Here is a 21,826-nt window from a genome sequence, read left to right on the forward strand (position 1 = left end):
GGCATTCTCTTCATTCCGACTCCTTTGAAATCAGATTTACGATAAAGGATCAAACGGCCTGCCGCTGATGCTTTCCACCGCCGGCCAAATCTGGTTCAGATTTTCAGCCAATGCGGTTTTGCCCGTAGCGCCGTAAAGCTGGTATTGCACGCCCTGCCAATCGCTGACTTTAATATGGTGCGATTCAAGCAGGCGGTTGATGATGGCGATGCGCCGCGCCCGTAATTGGCGCCGTTGCGCGCTGACGCTGCTTTGGCCGCTACTTTCAAGGCGGGTGGCCCAGTGAGCTTCTTCGCCGAATATGCCGCATAGTCCGCACATTATTATTTCCAGGTATAATTTTGCCTCATTTGACACTATTCTTATTCTATAGGATCACATCACTATGACAAGCACTCAACAGCGAGCCGAATTGCAACGTAAAATTTGGCAGATTGCTAACGATGTACGAGGCTCCGTCGACGGTTGGGATTTCAAACAATACGTTTTAGGTACCCTATTTTACCGTTTTATCAGTGAAAACTTTGCTGCCTTTTTCAATGACGAAGATACCGACTATGCCACTCTGTCCGATAACGTTATCACAGATGAAATCAAAGAAGATGCAGTTAAAACAAAAGGTTATTTTATTTATCCCAGCCAACTTTTTCAAAATGTGGCGGCTAATGCCAATAACAATGAAAGCCTAAACACTGATTTGGCAAACATTTTTTCTGAAATTGAAAACTCAGCCAACGGCTATCCTTCCGAGCAAGACATCAAAGGTCTGTTTGCCGATTTTGACACCACCAGCAACCGTTTAGGCAATACCGTAGCAGAAAAAAACAAACGTTTGGCTGCTGTGCTTAAGGGCGTGGCAGAATTAAGTTTCGGCGATTTCCAAAACAACCAAATCGACCTTTTTGGTGATGCCTACGAATTTTTGATTTCAAATTACGCCGCCAATGCAGGGAAATCCGGCGGTGAGTTCTTTACCCCGCAACATGTATCCAAACTGATTGCCAAGTTAGCCACCCACGGGCAAAGCACCATCAACAAAATTTATGATCCGGCCTGCGGTTCCGGCTCTCTGTTGCTGCAAGCCAAAAAGCAGTTTGACGAGCATCTGATTGAAGAAGGTTTTTTCGGGCAGGAAATTAACCACACTACCTACAACCTCGCCCGTATGAACATGTTTTTGCACAACATCAATTACGACAAATTCCATATCGAATTGGGCGATACCCTGCTGAATCCCAAATTGAAAGACGACAAACCTTTTGATGCCATTGTTTCCAATCCCCCTTATTCCGTTAAATGGATAGGCAGCGACGACCCCACATTAATCAATGATGAACGCTTTGCTCCGGCCGGCATTTTACCGCCCAAATCCAAAGCCGATTTTGCCTTTATCTTACATGCCTTAAACTACTTATCCGGCAAAGGGCGCGCCGCCATTGTTTCGTTTCCCGGCATTTTTTACCGTGGCGGAGCAGAGCAGAAAATCCGCCAATATCTGGTAGACAACAACTACGTTGAAACTGTGATTGCTCTTGCACCCAACCTCTTTTACGGTACCTCCATCGCCGTAAATATCCTTGTGTTGTCCAAACATAAAAACGACCACAAAACCCAATTTATTGATGCCGGCAAACTGTTTAAAAAAGAAACCAATAACAATATTCTTACCGATGAACATATCGATCAAATCATCCAACTCTTTGCCGATAAAACCGATGTGCCGCATCGTGCCAAATCAGTAGACAACACTGCCATCGAAGACAACGACTACAATCTGGCCGTCAGCTCCTATGTGGAAGCGGAAGATACCCGCGAAGTGATTGATATTGCCGCGCTCAATGCCGAAATCAAAACCACCGTGGAAAAAATCGACCGCCTGCGTGCCGAAATTGATGCCGTTATCGCCAAGATTGAGGGATAAAATGAAACACATTGACCAACAAAGCCTGCAAAAAGCCTATCAATTGTTCGATAGCGGCGACATCAACAAAATAGAAGTCGGCACTACCGCAGGTTTGCAGGCCATACACCTTTATCTGTTTGGCGGACTTTATGAGTTTGCAGGAGAAATACGCGAGCAAAACATTTCAAAAGGCCATTTCCGCTTTGCCAACAGCCTTTACCTCAAAGAAGCATTGGCCAAAATCGAGCAAATGCCTGAAACCAATTTTGAGCAGATTATCGAAAAATACGTTGAAATGAACATCGCCCACCCGTTTTTAGAAGGCAACGGCCGCAGCACACGCATTTGGTTGGATATGATACTCAAAAAGAACCTCGGCAAAGTCGTGAATTGGCAGCATGTCGATAAAACGCTTTATCTGCAAGCGATGGAACGCAGCCCCGTAAACGATTTGGAAATCCGTTTCCTCTTGCAGGCTCATTTAACCGACGAAGTGGATAATCGCGAAATCATCTTCAAAGGTATAGAGCAATCCTATTACTACGAAGGCTATGAAAAGCCTTAACGCATAGAAATGCTTGTGTAAAGCAGCCATTTTTACCGGCATAGCTTAAGGCCGTCTGAAAAACGGCAAGACGACATTTAAATATCAGCAAAACAACAAATAGAAAGCAGCAGATGAACAAAAATCCGATATTGGAAAGAATGTTTCAGACGGCCTCTGTGGAGTGGAAGGCTTTGGGGGAGATTACAGAAATCCAGCGTGGAAAAAGATTAACAAAAAATCAACTTTCAGAAACAGGTAATTATCCTGTTTATCATGGAGGGTTGGAGCCTTTAGGGTATTACACATCATGTAATAGATCCGCGGATACTGTGATGATCATAAATGTTGGGGCCTCTGCTGGAACAGTTGGGTATTGTGATACAGATTTTTGGTCATCAGATGGCTGTTTTTGCATAAAACATACTGGATTATTTACGAATAAATACCTATATTATTTTTTAGTTGAACAAGAACATTTTTTACGTTCAAAAGTGAGGGTTGCTGGGATCCCAACACTAGACGCTAATGTTATCAATAAAATTCAAATCCCCATCCCACCACTAGAAGTACAACGTGAAATTGTCAGCTTGCTAGACAATTTCACGGAGCTTACAGCGGAGCTTACAGCGGAGCTTACAGCGGAGCTTACAGCGCGGAAAAAGCAATATGAGTATTACCGCAACCTTCTTTTAGATTTTAACAATGACTTCGGGGGGGGGATAGCTAAATACTATTCACTCAGCCTCAATAGCAATACCTCCACCTGTCAAGGCTTGAGGCCGTCTGAATTTCAGCGGGTGGAATGGAAAACGTTGGGGGAAGTGGCGGAGTATTCGACAAAGCGTATTAAAGCGAATAGCCTTGATGAAACGAATTATGTCGGGGTAGATAACTTATTGCAAAATAGAGAAGGAAAGGTGTCAGCAAATTATGCACCAAATACGGATAATCTTACCGGATTTATAAAAAATGATATTTTGATAGGAAATATCCGTCCATATTTGAAAAAAATTTGGCAGGCGAATTGTTCTGGTGGAGCAAGTGGTGATGTCTTAGTTATCCATGCAACCGATAAAACGGTTAATCCGCGCTATTTGTATCAAGTTTTAGCGGACGATAAATTCTTTGCCTACAATATGCAACATGCCAAAGGTGCAAAAATGCCACGTGGTAGCAAAGAGGCAATTTTAAGATATCGCTTCCCCATCCCCACACTCGAAATCCAAGATCAAATCGTTGCTATTTTGGATAAATTCGATGCTTTAACCCATTCCATTACCGAAGGTCTCCCACGAGAAATCGCCTTGCGCCAAAAACAATATGAATATTACCGTGAGCAATTACTCAGCTTTCCACCTGCCTCCTAAGTTTTTCAGACAGGCATGATGCCTGTCTGAAAACCGATCGGGCCGTCTGAAAATTCAGACGGCCTGAAGTTAAAACTAAGCTTATACGAAGGCTCCGATTAACTATAGTGTGTTCTCAAAATCTACAAAAGATCTTTCAAAAATCAACCGTTGATAATTGATTCAGGTAACTCAAAATCTACCGGAAACAAGCATACAAAGGAAATAATATGATTGAAACCAAACTCATTGCGGAAACCAACAATTTCATTATCTTAGATCAATATACCAAAATGGATCAGGTCGGCTCTTATCAAACCGAAGCGGATTTGGAACGTGAGTTGATCAGTGATTTGCAAAGTTTGGGTTATGAGTACCGTAAGGATTTAAACAGTGAGGCCAAATTGCAGGCTAATCTGCGTGAAGCTTTGCAAAAACTCAATAACGTGGTGTTTTCAGATGGCGAGTGGCAGAGGTTTTTTGATGATTATTTGGATAGGCCGTCTGAAAACATTGTTGATAAAACCTGTAAGATCCATCACGATTATATTTATGATTTTGTATTTGATGATGGGCATATCCAAAACATTTATCTTTTGGACAAGAAAAATATTGCCCGTAATCACGTTCAAATCATTAACCAATTTGAGCAAAAAGGTTCTCATGCCAACCGCTATGATGTAACCGTTTTGGTAAACGGTTTGCCTTTGGTGCAAATTGAATTGAAAAAGCGCGGCGTGGCGATTCGTGAAGCGTTTAATCAAGTACACCGCTACAGCAAGGAAAGCCTGAATAAAGAGCATTCGCTGTTTAAATATTTGCAGATTTTTGTGATTTCAAACGGTACGGATACGCGCTATTTTGCGAATACGACCAAGCGCGATAAAAACAGCTTTGATTTTACGATGAACTGGGCGAGAGCCGACAATACGCCGATTAAGGATTTAAAGGATTTTACGGCAACGTTTTTTCAGAAAAACACTTTATTGAAAGTGCTGCTGCATTATTCGGTGTTTGATGCCAATGATAACTTACTGATTATGCGGCCTTATCAAATTGCGGCTGCTGAACGTATTTTGTGGAAAATCCGCGGTTCTTACCAATCGAAAAATTGGGGCAATCGCGATGTTGTTGAAAAAAGCGGCGGTTTTATCTGGCACACCACGGGCTCGGGGAAAACCCTAACCAGTTTTAAGGCGGCACGTTTGGCAACGGAACTGGATTTTATTGATAAAGTGTTTTTCGTGGTTGACCGTAAAGACCTTGATTACCAAACCATGAAGGAATACCAGCGCTTTTCTCCGGACAGTGTAAACGGTTCGGAAAACACAGCCGGGCTTAAGCGTAATCTTGAAAAAGACGATAATAAAATCATCGTAACCACGATTCAGAAGCTCAATAATCTTATGAAAAGCGAGGATAATTTACCCGTTTATCAAAAGCAGGTTGTATTTATTTTTGATGAGTGCCACCGCTCGCAGTTTGGCGAGGCGCAAAAAAACCTCAAAAGAAAGTTTAAGAAATTTTATCAGTTTGGCTTTACCGGCACGCCGATTTTTGTTGATAACGCATTGGGTTCGGAAACCACGCAAAGCGTGTTTGGCCATCAGTTGCATTCTTATGTGATTACCGATGCCATCCGCGATGAAAAGGTATTGAAATTCAAGGTAGATTACAACGATGTGCGCCCGCAGTTTAAATCACTGGAAACAGAAACTGATGAGAAGAAGTTAAGCGCAGCCGAGAATAAGCAAGCCTTACTACACCCTGACCGCATCCGCGAAATTTCCCAATATATTTTGAATCATTTCAAACAGAAAACCCACCGCCTCAATGCCTCGGGCAAAGGATTTAATGCCATGTTTGCCGTAAGCAGCGTGGAGGCGGCTAAGCTTTATTATGAATCATTTAAAAATCTGCAAAAAGAGCACCCAAAGCCACTAACCATTGCAACGATTTTTTCTTTTACAGCCAACGAAGAGCAAGACGCAATAGGCGACATTCCGGATGAAAGTTTTGAACCTTCAGCCATGAATGCCAGCGCAAAAGAATTTTTAAGCTATGCAATTAATGATTATAACGCCACTTTCAAAACCAATTTCAGCGTAGAAAGCAAAGCGTTTCAAAACTACTACCGCGATCTTTCCTTGCGCGTTAAAAATCAGGAAGTAGATTTATTAATTGTGGTGGGCATGTTTCTAACAGGTTTCGATGCCCCTACGCTAAACACTTTGTTTGTAGATAAAAACCTGCGCTATCACGGTTTGCTACAAGCTTATTCACGCACCAACCGCATTTACGATGCCACCAAAACCTTTGGCAATATTGTTACCTTCCGTGATTTGGAACAAGCCACAATTGATGCGCTTACTTTGTTCGGTGACAAGCATACCAAAAACATGGTGCTGGAAAAAAGCTATCAGGAATATATGGAGGGCTACACAGATGCCGTTACCGGCGAGGCTTGCCGCGGTTATTTGGATGTTGTGGCCGAATTGCAAAAATGTTTTCCCAATCCCGATGAGATTGTTACCGAAAAAGACAAACGCGATTTTGTCAAACTGTTCGGCCAATATCTGCGGGTAGACAATGTTTTGCAAAACTATGATGAATATGCCGCTTTGCAAGCTTTTCAGCAATTGGATACCGATGATCAATCCGCCGTGGAGGCGTTTAAAGAAAAATATTATTTAACAGACGAAGATCTTCAGGCAATGGAAGCAGTGGAAATACCCAGTGCACGTGTGGTTCAGGATTATCGTTCTACTTATAACGATATTAGGGATTGGCTGCGCCGCGAGAAGTCCGGCAATGAGAAAGAGCTGTCTACGATTGATTGGGATGATGTGGTTTTCGAAGTCGATTTATTAAAATCGCAAGAAATCAACTTAGACTATATTCTAGAGCTGATTTTTGAACATAATAAAAAAATCAAGAATAAATCAGAGCTGGTTGAAGAGATCATCCGGATTATCCGAGCCAGCTTGGATAACCGTCCTAAAGAAACTTTAATAGTTGATTTTATTAACAAAACAAATTTAGATAATATTCCTGATAAAACCGGTATTATTGATGCTTTTTTCCAATTTGCACAATGCGAGCAACGTCGCGAAGCTGGCGAGTTAATTGCTTCTGAAAACTTAAATGAAGAAGCAGCGAAACGTTATATTACCGTTTCATTGAAGAGGGAATACGCAAGTGAAAATGGTGCTGATCTCAATGAGATTTTGCCGAAAATGAGCCCTTTGAACCCCCAATATCTTACTAAGAAACAAAGTGTTTTTCAGAAAATCAACGCATTTGTGGAAAAATTCAAAGGAGTTGGTGGGGATATTTGATGTAAATCAGAATGCCTGTCTGAAAACTTTTCAGACAGGCATTCTCTTCATTCCGACTCCTTTGAAATCAGATTTACGATAAAGGATCAAACGGCCTGTCGCTGATGCTTTCCACCGCCGGCCAAATCTGGCTCAGGTTTTCAGCCAATGCGGTTTTGCCCGTAGCGCCGCAAAGCTGGTATTGCACGCCCTGCCAATCGCTCACTTTGATATGGTGCGATTCAAGCAGGCGGTTGATGATGGCGATGCGCCGCGCCCGTAATTGGCGCCGGCGCACACTGTCGCTGCTTTGGCCGCTGCTTTCAAGGCGGGTGGCCCAGTGGGCTTCTTCGCCGAACATGCCGCATAGTCCGCACATAATGGAGCACCTTTCTAGCAATGGGTTGCTGATTATTTTGTTGGCGTTCGGATTGGGTTTTGAAACGTCTTTATCCAAAGTTTTCGGAAACCGGCTTCACCTTACTCTGCCATAAATGCTTCAAACTTCGCATCAATATCGGCACATGCCTGTTTCACGGCAGCTTCCAAGCCGATGTGTTCCATTGTGCCTTCGGCGCGCACTGCCTCTACGCTTGAAAATCCTAGAAATCCGCCCAGCAAAGCTTTCAGATAGGGAATGGTAAATTCCATCTGCGCATTACTGCCGCTGCTGAACACGCCGCCGCTGGCTTGCAATATCAAGGCTTTGTGCCCGCCCATCAAGCCTTGGAGAATTCCGTTTTCATATTTGAACGTTTGTTCCGGGATAACGATGTTGTCTATCCAGTCTTTCAGGCGCGCAGGGACGCTGAAGTTATACAGCGGCAGGGCAATAACCAGACGCGGCGCGGATTTGAACTGCGCCGTTACTGAGTTTATGCGTGCCAGCAATTGGGTTTGCGCCGCGTCAAGCTGCTCTTCGCCGAGTAGGGTTCGGGCAAACATATCCAGCACGGCTTTATCCACCGGCTGAATGTCGGCTTCGGCCAAATTAACCACTTCCACTTCTTCGACAGGCAGCTTGGCAAGCAGATGGCGCACCATTTGGTTGGTGGCGGAGAGGGTTGAGTGTGGGTCGGGATGGGCGTTGATAATCAGGGTTTTCATATATACCTCTTTCGATTATTGGTAAACGGCGGGCTTTCCGACCTTGTTCAGACAGGCATTATAAAGGCCGCGTTTGTCAGTAATTCGAATGCTTACATTGCAGCCGGTATGCTCTTCACTACACTTCAAAAGCCGCCTGAAAAGCCTATGGCGCAGGCAAGCTGCGGGCATAAGCTTTCAGACAGGCATTGGCTTCACTCACTTCCACTTGCGCGGATTGCGGGCGATGAAATCATCGGCAATCTGGTCGAACGTGCACCATTCTACGCCTTCGTGGCTGTTGATATGCTCAATCAGGCGCTCGTGCATCAGCAGCACTTGCGGGCGACCGGACACGTCGGGGTGGATGGTCATGGTAAACACGGCGTAATCGTTTTCGCGGTACACCCAGTCGAACTGGTCGCGCCATAACTGCTCAATGTCGCGCGGGTTCATGAAGCCGTGGCTGTTGGGCGATTTTTTGATAAACATCATCGGCGGCAAGTCGTCGAGATACCAGTTGGCGGGGATTTCCACCAGCGGCGTTTCTTTGCCGCGCACGAGCGGTTTCATCCAGTGGCTGGGGTGTTTGGAATAGTCGATTTTGGTCCAGCTGTCGCCCACGCGCACATAGTAAGGGTGGAAATCGTTGTGCATCAGCGAGTGGTCGTATTTGATGCCGCGCTCCAGCAAAAGCTCGTTGGTAACGGGGCTGAACTCCCACCACGGGGCAACGTAGCCGGTGGGGCGTTTTCCCGCCAACTCGGTAATCAGCTCCAAAGAGCGGTCGAGCACGGCGGTTTCCTGCTCGCGGGTCATGGCAATCGGGTTTTCGTGGCTGTAACCGTGCATGCCGATTTCGTGGCCGCGCCGCGCCACTTCTTTCATTTGTTCGGGGAAGGTTTCAACCGAATGGCCGGGAATAAACCATGTGGTTTTCAGCTTGTATTTGTCGAACAGGTCGAGCAGGCGGATGGAGCCGACTTCGCCTGCAAACAGGCCGCGCGAAATATCGTCGGGGCTGTCTTCGCCGCCGTAAGAGCCGAGCCAGCCGGCCACTGCGTCCACATCAATTCCGTAGGCTACCAAGATTTTCTTTGCCATCGTGTTTCTCCTTGCGTTTACTATGGTTCAGGCTTATGCCTGTCTGAAAAAGCAGGTTGATGTGTGCAGTTTTTTGATTTTTATAAGCTTTAGACAGTTTTTGCGGGCAGGCGTTCGCTTTCGTGGGCGGGATAACCAAACCATGCCTGTCTGAAAGCCGTTCAGACAGGCATTATTTATTCAAACCTTCGGCGGTTTAAAGCCGCATCGCCGGTCAGCAGGCCGGCAAAGGTTTTGCCCGCGTGCAACACATATTCGTCGCGCCCGCTTGCAGCCGAAACCAAAAGCGCGGCGGGCAGGCCGTTGCGGTTGAGGCCGGTGGGAACGGTGAAGCCAGGCATATCCAGAAAGCTGCCAGCCATGGTGTTGCGCAGGATTTTGCGGTTGGCTTCGGCAAAAAATTCCCGGTCGTTTTCCAAGCGGGCGAGCGGCGGCGCGTCGATGGCGGTGGTGGGCAGCAAAAGCAGCGCGCCCTGCAATTCTTCCGCCAGCTGCTTTTGCAGGCGGGCGCGCCAAGTGAGCAATTCAAACAGATGGTGTAGCGGGTAAATCCGGTTGCTCTGCAAACGCTGCGCCACCCGCTCATCCATGATGCCTGTCTGAAGGGGCGCGTTTTGATGCAGCTGCCATGCCTCGATGCCGACCAGCGTGCCGTATTCGTCGAACAGGGTTTCCAGCCGTTGCAGCGCACGCAGCGGCTTGCGGATAATGCCGACACCTGCCTGCGCCAGCCGGGCGATGCTTCGCTCGAAAGCCGCCAGAATCTGCGGCTCGGCATCCTCAGTAAACAAACCTTCGGGCACCACGGCTTTGAAATGCCTGTCTGAACAGCTTGCCGAATCAATATGAAACGCCTGCATCACGGTGCAGATGTCGGCGGTGGTGTGCGCCAGCGGGCCGATGCTGTCGAGCGTGGGCGAAAGCGTCCACACGCCGATGCGCGGCAGGCGGGCGGATGTGGGTTTAAACCCGGCCAGGCCGTTGAGTGCGGCGGGAATGCGCACGGAGCCGGACGTGTCGGTGCCCACGGCATAAGGCACAATGCCTGCCGCCACCGAAACCGCCGCCCCGCAAGACGAGCCGCCCGGCGCCAGCGGTTCGGCAGCGGGCCACACATTCGCAGGCGTGCCGAAATGCGGGTTCAGCCCCAAGCCGGAAAGGGCAAACTCGGTGAGGTTGGTGCGCCCGATGGAAACCGCGCCCACACTTTCCAGTAGCGACACAACGGCGGCATCTTGCGCGGCGGGCGGGTTATCCGCCGTGGTTAAGCTGCCGGCGCGGGTGATTTCGCCTGCTTGGTCGAACAAGTCTTTCCACGATACGGCAATGCCGTCGAGCGCGCCCAGCCGCTTGCCCGCCCGCAGCCGCGCGGCTGCCGCCTCGGCCGCCGGCCGGGCGCGGGTTTCGGTGAGGCGGATAAACACGGCGCGGTTGCCTGCTTCCCCGGCGCGGCTCAGGCCGGATTCAAGCAGGGAAACGGGGTCGGCTGCACCGGATTCGAATGCGGCGTGCCAATCGGCAAGGGTAAGCAGGGGCAGATTCATGGTTGTTTCCTCGCATTGCTTGGTTGCTTTATATAGTCAATCCACTTATATAATAACATCGTCATACTCGGGCTTGACCCGAGTATCTCCTAAAGTTACTGAAACTTAAGTTACTCGGGTTAAGCCCGAGTATGACGAATGTACTATTTTCAAGTTGATTAACTATAGTTAAGAGTATGGCTTGTGGCGGAAAAGTTCATCATCAGCAATGCCTGTCTGAAAAAACATTTCAGACAGGCATTGCTATAATCCCCATACGCAAACAAAGGAGAACATCATGCAGAACAATTCATACTTAAACGCTTTGGGCGCCGAGCTGCCAATTATTCAGGCGCCGATGGCGGGCGTGCAGGGCAGCGCGCTGGCGGTGGCGGTGTGCCGGGCGGGCGGTGTCGGGTCGTTGCCCGCCGCCATGCTCACGCCTGAAAAGCTGCGCGAAGAATTGGCGGCCATCCGCGATGCGGTAGGCGGCAAACCTTATAACGTCAACTTTTTCGCCCACCGCAACCCCGAAGTTTCCGAAGCGCAAAAAGCCGCATGGTTTGATGTGCTCAAGCCTTATTTTGAAGAGTTCGGCTTAACCCGGGCCGATATTCCGGCAGGCGGAGGGCGCAATCCGTTTGATGAAACCGCACTGGAAATAGTGCAGGCATTCAAGCCGCCGGTGGTAAGCTTCCATTTCGGCCTGCCTGAAAAGCCGCTGCTGGATGCGGTGAAAGCCACGGGCGCACAGGTTTGGTCGAGCGCCACCACAGTGGAAGAAGCACGCTGGCTGGAAGCAAACGGCGCCGATGCCGTGATTGCGCAAGGTTGGGAAGCGGGCGGCCACCGCGGCATGTTTTTAAGCCGCGACTTGGGCGCGCAATCGGGCACATTCGCCCTGCTGCCCAATATCGTGGCGGCGGTTAAGCTGCCGGTGATTGCCGCAGGCGGCATCAGCAACGCGCAAACCGTGCGCGCTGCGTTTGATTTGGGCGCAGACGCCGTGCAGCCCGGCACCGCGTTTCTGCTGGCCGACGAAGCCGACACCTCCGCCGCATACCGCGCCGCGCTGCAAAGCCCGCAGGCAGAGCATACGGTAATTACCAATCTGTTCAGCGGCGGCTTCGCCCGCGGCATAACCAACCAGTTTATCCGCGAAGCCGGGCCGATTAATGCCTCGGCCTTGCCGTTTCCCTTTTCCGGCGCAGCAGCCGGCGTGTTGAAAGCCGCGGCGGAGCGGGCGGGTTCGGATGAATTTTCTTCATTCTGGGCCGGGCAGAATGCGCGGTTCACCCAAGCAGGCAGCGCGGAGGAAATTTTGCGCAGCTTGGCCGAAGGGTTGGCCGGGTAAATTGTTGCTTAACTATAAAAACTTTCTTTTCAGACAGGCATATTTTATTTACAGAATTCCAAATGTTTACATTAATTTGATTTGGCTAGTGAATCATTAACATAGCTGTTCTGTCATAAATCAAAATGACATATAAATATGTTATTTTTATTCAAATGGATTTTTCCTGAAATAATTTAGAGGAGTTTATTATGAAACAATTAAATGAATCTGAACTGCATCAAGTTTCCGGAGGATGGATTGGTTCCTTGGTACGTATATTAGGCACCTTGGTAAAAGGTGCTGAAGCTATTGATGATGTAACAAGTCGGAGAGGATCTGTAAAGTGGCCTAAAAATTGGCCGCCTAAATTCCGTTAGTATTAAAGAAAGTAAAAGATTTGACTTAATCTTATAAATCATTAGGTATTCTTAATTTTCAATGCTGTCTGAAACTATTCTTTTTCAGGCAGCATTATGTTATCTAAAGTTATTGAAAGCTCCCCTAGGCTGCTTAACTTGAACGCCTGTTGAGCAGACGATATCGTGTTCCGCTACAAAATCACCGGCTATTACCGGCTGCCAAAAAATATTTGACCAAGCGCAAATGCCTGTCTGAAAAGCCCCAATGGGCTTCAGGCAGGCATTTGCATTTGGCATTTTTCTAAACTATACTGGACATTCGTCCAATATATAAATCAAACACTTCTATGAACCTTCCCGCCCGCGCCCAATTTATCGAAGCCGGTGTCCGCCTTTATCCGCAGCTGGGCTACCGCAAGCTTTCCGTGCGGCTTTTGGCGGCCGAAGCGGGGTTGAGCCCGGGGATGTTTCACCATTTGTTTGCCAGTAAAGATGCGTTTGTGGCCGAGCTTTTGCAGTCGCAATATGAACACACTTTCGGCTTGGTGGATTTTTTCTCCGAAAAAGATGCGGATGCGGTGCGGAAGCTGCACCATGTGATCCGCTTGCTCGCATTTTGCCTGCGGGATAATTTGGCTTGGGTTAACCGTATTTTTGCCGACAGCGCCGACGGCGTGAACATTGCGGAAACGTTTTTACGCCGCCGGTTTGATAATTACTCGGGCTGGCTTTACGCTCTTTTGAGCGACTGTTTCCCAGATATGCCGTTTCCCGAATTGGTGAAACGCATGTCGTATATCAGCGCATCGGTGGTGGCGCCGATGTTTCTAGGTATCCGTTTGAACCATATGGGCATGCTGCCCGAAGAAGTGCGCAGCCATATCTTTGCCGTGCTGGATGATGCTGCAATTGAAGAGCGCATCCGATGGACGTTTTCCGCGTTGTTTCCCAATCATTGTTTGCAGGAAAAATCATGAGAAAAATGATCATTGCCGTTGTAATAGCCGCGCTTGCTGCCGGCGGTTGGTATCTATACAGCCGACAAAGCCAAAGCGGCCTGCCCGAAGGTTTCGCCCAATCCAACGGCCGCTTGGAACTGAACCGCTTCGACATTGCCAGCCTGTATCCGGGGCGGGTGCAGGCGGTGCTGGTGGATGAGGGCAGCGAAGTGAAAGAGGGAGACGCGCTGGTCGAGCTTTCTTCCGTAACCAGCACCAGCCAGCTTGAGGCCGCCAAAGCCCAGAAACAGCGGGCGCAGGAAGCGGTGGCGCGGGCGGATGCCGAAATCAAGGCTTACGAGCAGCAGCAGAAAGTGGCGCAGATGGAGTTGGGCAATGCGCAGAATTTGAAACGCGACGAATTGGTGTCGTCGGCGGAAGTAACCAAGCGGCTGGCCGCGCGCGACGGTGCGGCGGCCTCCGTGCGTGCCGCCCGTGCCGCCCGCGCCGAAGCGATGGCGGCGGTGGCGGCGGCTCAGGCGCAGATTAATCAGGCGGCTTCGGCCAATGACGACATGACCATCCGCAGCCCGAAAACAGGGCGCGTGGAATACAAAATCGCCGAAGTGGGCAGCGTGATTGCCGCGGGCAGCAAAGTGGTGAGCCTGCTTGATCCGTTGGATGTGTCGATGAACATTTTTCTGCCCAACGCTCAGGTAGGCCGTCTGAAAGTGGGCGACGAGGCGCGGATTGTGCTGGATAGTGTGGAGGCCGTGTTCCCCGCCAAAATCAGCTTTATCGCCACCGAAGCCCAGTTCACGCCCAAATCGGTGGAAACCGCCAACGAGCGCGAAAAGCTGGTGTTTAAAGTCAAACTGAAACTCGCTCCCGAAACCGCTTCCCGCTACAACCGCCTGCTCAAAGGCGGCATGACGGGCAACGGCTATGTGCGCACCGATGCCGCGCAGGCGTGGCCGTCTGAATTGGCGGTGAAGTTGCCGCGTTAGCAGGCCGTCTGAAAACAGCCAATCAATCCGACTCAAACACCGAAAGGAAACTCCATGAACGACCTCCCGCCGCCAGCCGAAGCACAGGCGCGCCTCAACCATATTCAGAAACTTTACCGCGAATGGACGGAATTACTCCCCAAACTCGAAGCCGCCCACCAAGACTGGCTGCACGGCGAAGCCATCATGCGCGAGCTGGCGCAGTTTTATTTCGAAGGCGAATACAGCCGCTACCACCAAGCCCTCGAAGACGGGCTGGACGTGAACCTGCACACGCAGGGCGAATACAGCATCATGAGCGAAGACGCTTTGTGGAACGCCTTCACCGAACAGCAAAGCCTCGCTTGGCAGCGGCTGCGTTCGGCTGTGGCGGTGTTGGATAGGGATGGCGGTGATTAAGGCCGTCTGAACATACCATGCCTGTCTGAAAGCTGTTTCAGGCAGGTATTTTTACGCTGTGAACCATCACATAGACAACATAAAAATATTTTGAAATATAAATGATAATAATTTTTAAATGTATTAATATAATAAAATTTTTGAACCAATATTATTTTTACAGGTAACAGGATATTTTGAGATGAAAACATGTTTCACTTCAGTGGTTCTAATCGTAGCGGCAATGGGAGCCGGAGCGCCGGCATGGGCGGAAAATGAGCCTCCGTTGTCGGATTCGGCACAGCAATCTCCGCCGCTGCAAGAGGTTGAAATAGATACGGTAACCGTGCGCGGTAAACGCATTACCATGGAAAAAGGTTATAAAGCCGAACGCAGCAACATTACCGGTGTCAACACATCCATTCTTGACACGCCTTACAGCATTGATGTGGTCACTCAAGAGCAGTTGCAGGATAAACAGCCGCAAACTTTGGAAGAGTCGGTAAAAGGCATCAGCGGCCTTACGCAAGGCAACAATTTAGCGGGCACCTTGGATACGGTTATGCGCAGAGGTTACGGAAGCAACCGCGACGGCTCGATTATGCGTAACGGTTTGGCAAGCTCGATGGCGCGCAATTTCACGGCCAATGTAGAAAGAGTGGAAGTATTGAAAGGCCCGGCGTCAATGCTCTACGGAATGCAGAATCCCGGCGGCGTGATTAATGTGGTAACCAAAAAGCCTGACCACATGAAAAGCAGCACGACCGTCAATGCGGGATACGGCAGCCGTGCGGCAAGGAATATCGGTGTCGATACCACCGGGCCTATCGGCAACAGCGGCATTGCCTACCGTTTTGTTGCCGACTATCAAACCAAAAATTACTGGCGGAGTTTCGGTAGCAACACCGAATATGTCATCGCCCCTTCTTTGTCTTGGAAAAACGATAAAACTAAGGTTTCGGCGGGCTACGAATATCAGAATTACGAAGGCGTGTTCGACCGGGGTACTTTTTTAGACGTTAGTGGCACGGCCGCAAATAATCCCAATTATGGCAAGGCGTTGGACATCCCTTTAAAACGTCGTTTGGACGACCCGATTAACGTGACCAAAGGTTATTCGCACACTTTCCAATTAAGCGGCGAACACAAGCTGAATGCCGATTGGCGGTTGCAGGCAGAGTACGGGTTCAGCAAAAATCATTACAACGACTGGCAGGCACGCGTGATGAGCTATAACGCCGCTAAGCGGGAAGTTAGCCGCCGTATCGACGGGACAAGGCCTTCCGATGCAGTTACGCACAGCCTGAACCTCTCTGCCAACGGTCTGATAGACCAAGGCGAAAACATTACGCATAAATTGCGGGCATCTGTGCAATTGCAGGACTACAAACTGAAATTGGGCGATTTGCGCCGCAGTGCCGCCCGCCATACCATGAGCGTGGACAATCCTGTTTACGGGCAAAACTGGATTGAATCGACCAATCCGACGGCAGACGCGCGTACCAGCGATACGCTCGAGCATTACAAAACCGCCGCTTTGCTGTTGCAAGATTCCGCCTATATCGGCGAGCGTTGGATTGTTTCCGGCGGCGTGCGCGGACAGTGGCACAAAATAGAATCCGGGCAAGGCCGTCCGGCACGCTTCCGCAACCGCAGCAGCGGTTTCGACCTTCTGCCGCAAATCGGCGCGGTTTACCTGATTAACCCGAGATGGTCGGTTTACGGCAATTTCGGCACATCGGCCAAACCTAATGCTTCGCGCAACATCGACTACGGCGGCAAAAAAATCCCGCTGGAAAAAAGCCGCCAGTTTGAGGTCGGCAGCAAATACAACGGGGAAAACCTTAGCGCGAATCTGGCGTTATTCCATATCAAAAAAAGCAATGTTGCACGCCCCGTAACTTTGGACAACGGTGAAGTGGAAACGCGCGTTATCGAAAAAAACCGCTCGCAGGGTATGGAAGTGGATGTCAACGGCAAAATTACCGACAAATTGGGTATTTCCGCCAATTACACTTTCACAGACACAAAAGTGATTGAAGATAAAAACGAGCCGCTCAACGAAGGCACGCAATTCGGCAGCATTCCCAAACACACCGCCGGCCTGACGCTGTTTTACGACTTCGGCCGGGCGGCGGGCGGCAACTGGCGCGCAGGGGCGGGTTTGGACTACCGCGGCACATGGGGCTTTAATTATGTGCGGAACAACCAAGCCCAATGGTTCAAACTGCCTTCGGCAACCACATACAGCGCGTTTGTTTCTTATGACACAAAAGTCGGCGGCAAACCGTTGAATGTGCGTCTGACCGGTAAAAATCTGGGCAACAAGCAATACTTTGTGTCGCACACTACCGCCACCATGGAGCATTTGTCTATCGGTGAGCCGCGCACGGTAACTTTGGGCGCCAAATTAAGCTTCTGATACCTTGCCGCTGCCTTTGCATCTGTTTTTTCAAGAAGGCATCCCCCTATTTGGGTTTGCCCGTTTTAGGCGGCAACATCATTATTGATTATTGTTCATTTTATTTACCCTATGCCTGTCTGAATTTTTTCAGACAGGCATCCTATTACTGCTCATTATGGAAAAATGGCAAATCGAATTAAATGCCACGCCGCTCTGGTTTTTACAGACTTTTATAGGCGTATCTGTTTCTCTTGTTGCAATAGTTTATATTATCGGCAAAACCCGTTTCGGCAGACAGTTCCGGCAAATCCTTTCACCGTGCTTGGATAAAGCAGGCCATCTGAAAATTCTGCTGTTGCTGGCCGCTATGGTAATGCTGCTGCTGACCGAAATCCGCCTGAATGTTTTGAACACATTTTTTTACAACGGCTTATACAGCGCATTGCAAGACAAAAAAGCAGCAGCTTTCTGGTTTTTCGCTTTAATCAATGCCGGCGTGGTGATTATGCGCACGCTCAACGGCATTGTTAACGACTTTTTAGACCAGTCTCTTGCAATTAAATGGTCTGAAAAACTGAACGGTGTGCTGGTTTCACGCTGGTTTGCCGATAAGAATTATTACCGGCTGCATATGCTGCGCCATGAACCGGATAATATAGACCAACGCATCCAGCAAGATGCGCAGGAATTTATCGCCAATACCATCGAATTTATACGCGGGATGCTCAATTCCGTTTTGTCGGCCATTGAATTTACCGTCGTGCTATGGGGGTTGTCCGGCGTTTTATCCTTATTCGGCCTGAACATTCCGCGCGGCATTGTGTTTTTCGTGTTTATTTTTGTGCTGCTTTCCACTGCCGCAGCGATGTGGATAGGTAAGCCGCTCATCCGTTACCATTACGACAATGAAAAGCTCAACGGCGACTACCGTTATTCTCTTATCCGCATCCGGGATCACGCCGAAAGCATTGCCTTTTACCGGGGCGAATGGAAAGAACAACAGCAACTGGGCGACCGTTTCCGCGCCGTCATCCGCAACCGCTGGAAAATCACCCGGCAAAGCGTAGTCTTGGGCGGATTCAACGACCTCTTGACCCAAAGCATCCAATTGCTGCCTTTGATGCTGCAAGCCCCGCGCTTTTTTGCCGGACAAATCAAAATCGGCGATATGCACCAAACCGTGCAGGCATTCAACCGTCTGCAGCGCGCCTTGTCGTTTTTCCGTAATTTTTATGAATCTTTCACCGCCTACCGCGCCCGCTTGGAGCGTTTAAGCGGTTTTCTTTCCAACTTGCAAAACGCCGACTGCGGCTCAAACGGCATTGACGTTGTTTCAGACAGGCTTGAATTGGAGAATGTTGCCGTTTACCGCACCGATGGCACGGTATTGCTCAATCATGTCGCTTTAAAAGCGGAATGCGGAGACGCTTTGCTGATTCAAGGCCCGAGCGGCTGTGGCAAGACTACATTGATGCGTGTTTTGGCCGGACTGTGGCCATTCGGCAGCAGCGGTACGGTAAGAAGGCTGCCTCATCACGAAACCCTGTTTGTACCGCAGCGCCCTTATGTGCCGCAAGGCACGCTTTACGAAGCCATATGTTACCCTGATCTCAACCCTTCGCCCGAAGAACTGCGGCTGGTATTGGCAGACTGCCGCTTGCATTATCTCGCCGGATGTTTAGACAAAACCGACGACTGGCAGCACCGCCTTTCTCCGGGAGAGCTGCAACGTATCGCTTTCGCCCGTATTCTGCTGGCACGGCCCAAATTGATTTTGCTTGACGAAGCCACCTCCGCACTAGACGAAAGCACCGAAGCAGCACTTTACATGCTTATCCGCCAAAAGCTGCCCGACAGCATCATCGTCAGTATCGGCCACCGCAATACGCTCTATGCATTCCATAACAAAACCATGCAGATAAGCGGATCGATGGCCGTTTGAAAAGTGAAACCTCTTGGCGGGATGCCGCAGATGCGGCAAATACACTATAACGGCAACGCAGTTGAATTTTTTATAAACGGTATGACTGCACCGATGATGGGAAATGAAGTTTAACCATGTGGAATACTTTAAAAAATATCGGCACCGCACACCGCAAAAAGCTGCTGCTCACGTTCAGCATCGTGGCTTTGGAAAACCTGCTGTTTCTGATTTACCCCGTGTTCGGCGGTTTTGCCGTCAACGCGGTCATGCAGGGCAAGGTATGGCAGGCGCTGACTTACGCGCTTTTGGTGTTGTTGATGTGGCTGGTGGGCGCGGCACGGCGCAGCGCAGATACGCGTGTGTTTGCCCGCATTTACAGCGAAATCGCCGTACCTGTGATTGTGAAGCAGCGCATACAGGGGCAGACGCCGTCTGAAATCGCGGCGCGCGTAGCGTTGTCGAGGGAATTTGTCGATTTTTTTGAAATGCATCTGCCTACGGCGATCACGTCGCTGGTGTCGGTATTCGGCGCGGCTTTCATGCTTTTGATACTGGAATTTTGGGCCGGCGTGTTGAGCCTCTTGGTTTTGGCGGTATTTTTGATATTGCTGCCGGGCTTTTCCCGCGTGAGTGAAAAGCTGTATTTCAAACTCAACAACCGCTTGGAGCGTGATGTGGACATGATTCAATCCGCTCCCGAAGCCACGCTGCATAAGCATTTCGGCTTGGTTGCCCGCCTACGCATTTTGATTTCCAACCGCGAAGCATCGGGCTATCTGTGCGTCGGCATAGCAATGGCCTTGTTGTTCGGCTTTACTTTTGTGTGGATAACCTTAAACGGCTACGGCAGCGCAGGACATATCTATTCGCTCACCACTTATTTATGGATGTTTGCCATGAGTTTGGACGATGTGCCGAGGCTGGTAGAAAGTTATTCCAATCTGAAAGACATTGCCCGTCGCGTGGAAGTGGAAAACATTCATTCCAAGCAGGCCGTCTGAAAAAATGCCTGTCTGAAAAAGCATTTTAAAAAACAGCACGTCCGTCATACTCGGGCTTGACCCGAGTATCTCCCGAAGTGGTTGGAATTCAAGATAGTCAGGTCAAGCCCGAGTATGACGGTACGGTTACGACTAAAGTTGTTTGGTTACACATGGGAAAAAGAGGCGCATATGGCATCCGGCAAAGCATACTTGGATTTTATTTTGGAACAATTATCCGGCTTGGACGACATCACTTATCGAGCCATGATGGGCGAGTATATTCTCTACTATAAGCAGAAAATCGTCGGCGGCATCTACGATGATCGGTTGCTGGTTAAGCCCGTTCAGTCGGCAATCGACTATATGCCGAATGCGGCCTATGAATTGCCTTACGAAGGCGCAAAAGCAATGCTGCTTGTGAGCGAGGTGGATGACAAGGCGTTTTTAACAGGGCTGTTTGAGGCCATGTATGATGAATTGCCTGAAGCCAAGCCTAAGAAAAAGAAGTAAACCGTACAATCAGCGATAAACAGGAAATCCGCCATGATTACCCTTTACGCACTCAAACAATCGCGCGCCTACCGTATCGCATGGCTGCTCGAGTTGCTCGGCTTGGAGTACCGCGCGGAAGTGATCGCGCGCGATGCCGAAACCTCGCTTGCGCCCGACAGCCTGCGCCGTGTCCACCCGCTGGGCAAATCGCCCCTGATAGACGACAACGGCTTGGTGCTGGCCGAAAGCGGCGCGATTGTCGAATACCTGATCACACGCTACGGTCAGGAAACGGCCTTGAGGCCGTCTGAAAACAGCGCGGCTTATCCCGAATATCTGTTTTGGCTGCATTATGCGGAAGGTTCGCTGATGCCGCTGCTGGTAATGTCGCTGGTGTTCCGCAAAATTGAAGCGCGAAAAATGCCGTTTTTCGCCAAACCCGTTGCCCGCAAGATTACCGACGGCGTGCGTGCATCGTTTTTGAACCCGCAACTCAAACTGCATTTGGAATTTGTCGAAAGCAAGCTGGCCGGCCGCACTTGGCTGCTGGGCGAAGAAATCAGCGGTGCCGACATCATGATGAGCTTTCCCTTGCAAGCCGCCGTGTCGCGCACATCGCTGAACCTGCCGAATATCGCCGCCTATGTGCGCCGCATTGAAAACGACCCCGCCTACCAACGGGCGCAAGAGCGTATCGGGAAACTGGAATTGCTGTGATGCCGTGCCTGTTTGAAAATTTTTGTGCGTAGGGCGGGCATCCCTGCCCGCCATTCAGATTGGTTTGTTTGAATCACACGGCGGGCTAAGGATGCGCAATTATTTGAAGAGGCCGTCTGAAAAATGCCTGTCTGAAAACCTCAATTGCCGGTTTCATCTTCCTCAAACGGCGTTTTGCCCATCTCCTTGCGTGTCAGGTAAGTGGTAAACACAGGAAACAAAGCCGCTAGCACGCAAGAGCCGCCGATAACCAGCAGGGCAATGGCACCGAGCGGCTGATTGAGCAGCTCGTGCACCCAACCGCCCATGTCCAGCAAAGTCATCAGCCCGGGAATAATGGCAGACAGCCCGCAGATTAAGATAATGATAGAACCGATATGCAAACGGCGCATGGCGTGCTCCTTTCCGTTAACAGGGTGAAAAAGGAACAGAAACAGTTGCCGATAATCTAACACATTGTTT

At 49.5% G+C, this 21,826-nt stretch carries 20 protein-coding genes; 14 read left to right on the forward strand and 6 right to left on the reverse strand.

Going from position 1 to position 21,826, the window contains the following annotated elements:
* Positions 1-36 precede the first annotated feature (36 nt).
* Positions 37-321 (reverse strand): hypothetical protein, encoded by a 285-nt coding sequence (locus HMPREF9370_RS01565; RefSeq protein ID WP_040666768.1) that lies wholly within the window; start codon positions 319-321, stop codon positions 37-39.
* A 64-nt stretch (positions 322-385) separates the two neighbouring features.
* Between HMPREF9370_RS01565 and HMPREF9370_RS01570 the strand changes: the two genes are divergently transcribed.
* The 4 genes from HMPREF9370_RS01570 to HMPREF9370_RS01585 all read left to right on the forward strand — a co-directional run bounded on the left by HMPREF9370_RS01570 (position 386) and on the right by HMPREF9370_RS01585 (position 7,134).
* Complete coding sequence (locus HMPREF9370_RS01570; protein ID WP_009115504.1) at positions 386-1,921, forward strand: type I restriction-modification system subunit M; 1,536 nt, start codon at positions 386-388, stop codon at positions 1,919-1,921.
* A 1-nt stretch (position 1,922) separates the two neighbouring features.
* A complete protein-coding gene (gene fic / locus HMPREF9370_RS01575; RefSeq protein WP_009115505.1) occupies positions 1,923-2,468 on the forward strand; it encodes a protein adenylyltransferase Fic in 546 nt (181 codons plus the stop codon).
* 113 nt (positions 2,469-2,581) lie between these two features.
* Positions 2,582-3,817, forward strand: coding sequence for a restriction endonuclease subunit S (locus HMPREF9370_RS01580; RefSeq protein WP_009115506.1), 1,236 nt, complete (start codon positions 2,582-2,584; stop codon positions 3,815-3,817).
* Positions 3,818-4,026: 209 nt separating this feature from the next.
* Positions 4,027-7,134: a type I restriction endonuclease subunit R gene (locus tag HMPREF9370_RS01585; protein ID WP_009115507.1), complete on the forward strand. Its 3,108-nt coding sequence runs from the start codon at positions 4,027-4,029 to the stop codon at positions 7,132-7,134.
* Between the two features lie 73 nt (positions 7,135-7,207).
* On the opposite strand, the gene HMPREF9370_RS01590 is transcribed toward HMPREF9370_RS01585, so the two are convergent.
* From HMPREF9370_RS01590 to HMPREF9370_RS01605, 4 genes are all read right to left on the reverse strand, one after another.
* Positions 7,208-7,492: a hypothetical protein gene (locus HMPREF9370_RS01590; protein ID WP_009115508.1), complete on the reverse strand. Its 285-nt coding sequence runs from the start codon at positions 7,490-7,492 to the stop codon at positions 7,208-7,210.
* A gap of 101 nt (positions 7,493-7,593) precedes the next feature.
* Entirely contained in the window at positions 7,594-8,220 is a 627-nt protein-coding gene (locus HMPREF9370_RS01595) for an FMN-dependent NADH-azoreductase (RefSeq protein WP_009115509.1), read from the reverse strand.
* A 198-nt stretch (positions 8,221-8,418) separates the two neighbouring features.
* Positions 8,419-9,303, reverse strand: a complete 885-nt coding sequence (locus tag HMPREF9370_RS01600; protein ID WP_009115510.1) for a polysaccharide deacetylase family protein — start codon at positions 9,301-9,303, stop codon at positions 8,419-8,421.
* Between the two features lie 176 nt (positions 9,304-9,479).
* Positions 9,480-10,847 (reverse strand): amidase family protein, encoded by a 1,368-nt coding sequence (locus HMPREF9370_RS01605; protein WP_009115512.1) that lies wholly within the window; start codon positions 10,845-10,847, stop codon positions 9,480-9,482.
* Positions 10,848-11,124: 277 nt separating this feature from the next.
* Between HMPREF9370_RS01605 and HMPREF9370_RS01610 the strand changes: the two genes are divergently transcribed.
* The 10 genes from HMPREF9370_RS01610 to HMPREF9370_RS01650 all read left to right on the forward strand — a co-directional run bounded on the left by HMPREF9370_RS01610 (position 11,125) and on the right by HMPREF9370_RS01650 (position 21,364).
* On the forward strand, positions 11,125-12,180 hold the full coding sequence (locus HMPREF9370_RS01610) for an NAD(P)H-dependent flavin oxidoreductase (RefSeq protein WP_009115514.1): 1,056 nt from the start codon (positions 11,125-11,127) through the stop codon (positions 12,178-12,180).
* 191 nt (positions 12,181-12,371) lie between these two features.
* Positions 12,372-12,539 carry a hypothetical protein gene (locus tag HMPREF9370_RS11915; RefSeq protein ID WP_156792951.1) on the forward strand — a complete coding sequence of 56 codons (168 nt, stop codon included), beginning with the start codon at positions 12,372-12,374 and terminating at the stop codon, positions 12,537-12,539.
* A 329-nt stretch (positions 12,540-12,868) separates the two neighbouring features.
* On the forward strand, positions 12,869-13,498 hold the full coding sequence (locus HMPREF9370_RS11535) for a TetR/AcrR family transcriptional regulator (RefSeq protein ID WP_009115516.1): 630 nt from the start codon (positions 12,869-12,871) through the stop codon (positions 13,496-13,498).
* Positions 13,495-14,466 (forward strand): HlyD family secretion protein, encoded by a 972-nt coding sequence (locus tag HMPREF9370_RS01620; protein WP_009115517.1) that lies wholly within the window; start codon positions 13,495-13,497, stop codon positions 14,464-14,466. The genes HMPREF9370_RS11535 and HMPREF9370_RS01620 overlap by 4 nt, the downstream gene beginning before the upstream one ends.
* Before the next feature lie 54 nt (positions 14,467-14,520).
* A complete protein-coding gene (locus HMPREF9370_RS01625; RefSeq protein ID WP_009115518.1) occupies positions 14,521-14,865 on the forward strand; it encodes a DUF4298 domain-containing protein in 345 nt (114 codons plus the stop codon).
* 181 nt (positions 14,866-15,046) lie between these two features.
* Positions 15,047-17,266 carry a TonB-dependent siderophore receptor gene (locus tag HMPREF9370_RS01630; RefSeq protein ID WP_009115520.1) on the forward strand — a complete coding sequence of 740 codons (2,220 nt, stop codon included), beginning with the start codon at positions 15,047-15,049 and terminating at the stop codon, positions 17,264-17,266.
* Positions 17,267-17,423: 157 nt separating this feature from the next.
* Positions 17,424-19,190, forward strand: a complete 1,767-nt coding sequence (locus HMPREF9370_RS01635) for an ABC transporter ATP-binding protein/permease (protein WP_009115522.1) — start codon at positions 17,424-17,426, stop codon at positions 19,188-19,190.
* 116 nt (positions 19,191-19,306) lie between these two features.
* Positions 19,307-20,173, forward strand: coding sequence for an ABC transporter six-transmembrane domain-containing protein (locus tag HMPREF9370_RS01640; protein ID WP_009115523.1), 867 nt, complete (start codon positions 19,307-19,309; stop codon positions 20,171-20,173).
* A gap of 171 nt (positions 20,174-20,344) precedes the next feature.
* Positions 20,345-20,665 (forward strand): TfoX/Sxy family protein, encoded by a 321-nt coding sequence (locus HMPREF9370_RS01645; RefSeq protein ID WP_040666773.1) that lies wholly within the window; start codon positions 20,345-20,347, stop codon positions 20,663-20,665.
* A 33-nt stretch (positions 20,666-20,698) separates the two neighbouring features.
* A complete protein-coding gene (locus tag HMPREF9370_RS01650; protein WP_009115525.1) occupies positions 20,699-21,364 on the forward strand; it encodes a glutathione S-transferase in 666 nt (221 codons plus the stop codon).
* A gap of 140 nt (positions 21,365-21,504) precedes the next feature.
* Here the strand turns inward: HMPREF9370_RS01650 and HMPREF9370_RS01655 are convergent, their stop codons facing one another.
* On the reverse strand, positions 21,505-21,756 hold the full coding sequence (locus HMPREF9370_RS01655; protein WP_040666775.1) for a hypothetical protein: 252 nt from the start codon (positions 21,754-21,756) through the stop codon (positions 21,505-21,507).
* Between the last annotated feature and the right edge of the window lie 70 nt (positions 21,757-21,826).

The organism is Neisseria wadsworthii 9715 (assembly GCF_000227765.1).
GTDB lineage: Bacteria > Pseudomonadota > Gammaproteobacteria > Burkholderiales > Neisseriaceae > Neisseria > Neisseria wadsworthii.